At 71.2% G+C, this 1,892-nt stretch carries 4 protein-coding genes; 1 reads left to right on the top strand and 3 read right to left on the bottom strand.

Annotation, left to right across the window (positions count from 1 at the left end):
- Positions 1–106 precede the first annotated feature (106 nt).
- Genes G3573_RS21335 through G3573_RS21325 form a run of 3 tightly spaced genes read right to left on the bottom strand, consistent with a single transcriptional unit; the run spans position 107 to position 1,321 of the window.
- Positions 107–577 (bottom strand): hypothetical protein, encoded by a 471-nt coding sequence (locus tag G3573_RS21335; protein WP_163263639.1) that lies wholly within the window; start codon positions 575–577, stop codon positions 107–109.
- Positions 578–608: 31 nt separating this feature from the next.
- Positions 609–1,088 carry a hypothetical protein gene (locus G3573_RS21330; RefSeq protein ID WP_163263642.1) on the bottom strand — a complete coding sequence of 160 codons (480 nt, stop codon included), beginning with the start codon at positions 1,086–1,088 and terminating at the stop codon, positions 609–611.
- Complete coding sequence (locus G3573_RS21325; protein ID WP_163263641.1) at positions 1,085–1,321, bottom strand: hypothetical protein; 237 nt, start codon at positions 1,319–1,321, stop codon at positions 1,085–1,087. The genes G3573_RS21330 and G3573_RS21325 overlap by 4 nt, the downstream gene beginning before the upstream one ends.
- A gap of 201 nt (positions 1,322–1,522) precedes the next feature.
- Between G3573_RS21325 and G3573_RS21320 the strand changes: the two genes are divergently transcribed.
- Positions 1,523–1,864, top strand: a complete 342-nt coding sequence (locus G3573_RS21320) for a hypothetical protein (protein WP_163263640.1) — start codon at positions 1,523–1,525, stop codon at positions 1,862–1,864.
- The last annotated feature ends 28 nt before the right edge of the window (positions 1,865–1,892 follow it).

Here is a 1,892-nt window from a genome sequence, read left to right as displayed (position 1 = left end):
GCCGGCGTCGGCGCGGGGGCCCGCGCCTCGGCCGCGGGCGGCTTCGCCTCGCAGCCTGCCAGGGCCGACGTCAGCGCCAGGAGCGTTGCGACCGCGAGCGCGCGCCTCACCCGGCCTTCGCGCCCGCCGCGTGGTGGCAGATGTCCTTGCCGTTATCGATCACGGTCTGCTTGTCGAAATCGAACACCTGGGTGGCGACCAGATCCATGGCCTGGCCGCCGGTGGTCCAGAAGATGTCGCGGGTCAGGACGTGGCCGCTCACCCGGTGGCGGGCGAAGCTCGACTCCGTACCCTCCTCCTCCTGGGTGTCGGCCAGGTGGGTCAGCTCGGTGGTCGAGATCAGCTTCCCGTCGCGGGTCAGCTTGTCGCCGGACAGTTCGTAGACCGCGGCCGCGCCGCCCTCGTTGCAGGTCATGCGCAGCAGGACCGCCGGCGTGGCGGCCGGCGGCGTCGTCGCGGCCGGGGTCTGCGCGGCCGGCGGCTTGGCGGCCGGCGCGGTCTTCTTGTGGTCCTTGCCGTCGCAGGCCTGCAGCGCCACCGCCGCCAGCGCCAGTCCCAGATACGCTTTCGCCTTCATGAGGCTCTCTCCAACAATCCTAAGTCGCGGCTCAGGCCGATCCATTGAACGCCAGCTGGGTGATCCGCCCCGCCGCCACGTCGTACTCCACGCCGAAGAAGGACGTCCCGCCGTCGCAGACCAGGATCGGCTGGGTTCGCCAGTCGTCGCTCCAGGGCCCATTAGCCGGGAAGAAATTGGCATAAACGTAGCGCCGGCCGTCGCGCACGATGCCGACGTACTGAGCGCTCCAGCCCTTCGGCGCCCCCAGGGCCACAAGCCGAGCGGCCTCGGGCTCCGCCGCCAGGGCGGCCGGCAGCGCCTGCTTGAGCGCGTCGACCTCCGTCCAACCCGGCCGCCAGGCCCCCTCGCCGGGCTTGGGCGCGTCGCGCGAGCACTGGTCCAGCACCCGCGCGACATCGGTTTCCGGCAGGATCACGGCGTCCGTCCGCGCGGCCTCGACGGGCTGCGCCGCGACGACCTCCCCGGCCCCCAGCACCGCCAACGCCGCCGCCAGAAAAGCAGCCCTCATGCCGGCATCTCCCGCTGCGCCCGCCTGCGTATGAGGATCAGCCCCCGGCGTATGCACCGCGGGCCAGCGAGCAGCGATATCAGCCCGAACATCGCGTTCGTCGGGTCACCGTGGACCACTTGCACGCACACCCATGCGCCAAGCAGGAAGATCGCGACGCCACCGATGACGAACATCACGCCGTTGATGACGTTCGCCGCCACGACGTCCGCGGACGGTCGATCCGCCTCCATGCTCAATCCGTCGGGCCCAGGACTCATGTCGACGAGCTTTATGCGCGCCGGCTTGAATAGCAACGCTCACCGAACCCTGCGCCGGGTCGCCGCGATGTCGCGGAACGACAAATTCTGTCGCGCGATGCGAAGCGCGCGATCCGCGGGTCACTCTAAGTTTCCCCTACGGCAAGAGGCCAGTAGCGGCGTTCAACCAGTTCGATGACGGCGACAGCTTTCGAGAAGGACGCCCCTCTGCTGAGCGAGGCGTCCGCCAAAGGCGCCCTGACCATCCGGGTCTACCGGGCGGGCGACCTGGTCGGCGGCGAGAAACGCCGCCATGACGCGGCCGAGCGGCTGCGTTGCGCGGGCCTGCTGCAATGCACGGTGCGGCTGGGCGAGCGGCGCACGGTGCAGGGCGACCAGTGGGCGGAATACCTGCTCACCCCCAAGGGCCTGGCCTGGCTGCGCGAGGCGGCCCCGCGGCGGCCGCTGCGCGAGGCGCTGCGCCTCCTGTTCGGCGCCCGGCCGGCGCGCCGGCGAGAGCCCGACGACGGCATCTGAATTCCGACGCGCTCGCGGGGGCGAGCGC

This window comes from Caulobacter sp. 17J65-9 (assembly GCF_010975005.1).
Taxonomy (GTDB): Bacteria; Pseudomonadota; Alphaproteobacteria; order Caulobacterales; family Caulobacteraceae; genus 17J80-11.
This window is presented reverse-complemented; position numbering and strand designations above follow the sequence as displayed.

Excerpts from the sequence above, each read along its gene's own strand:
- G3573_RS21335 (WP_163263639.1), bottom strand. The coding sequence starts at position 577 with ATGAAGGCGAAAGCGTATCTGGGACTGGCGCTGGCGGCGGTGGCGCTG.
- G3573_RS21330 (WP_163263642.1), bottom strand. The coding sequence starts at position 1,088 with ATGAGGGCTGCTTTTCTGGCGGCGGCGTTGGCGGTGCTGGGGGCCGGG.
- G3573_RS21325 (WP_163263641.1), bottom strand. The coding sequence starts at position 1,321 with ATGGAGGCGGATCGACCGTCCGCGGACGTCGTGGCGGCGAACGTCATC.
- G3573_RS21320 (WP_163263640.1), top strand. The coding sequence starts at position 1,523 with ATGACGGCGACAGCTTTCGAGAAGGACGCCCCTCTGCTGAGCGAGGCG.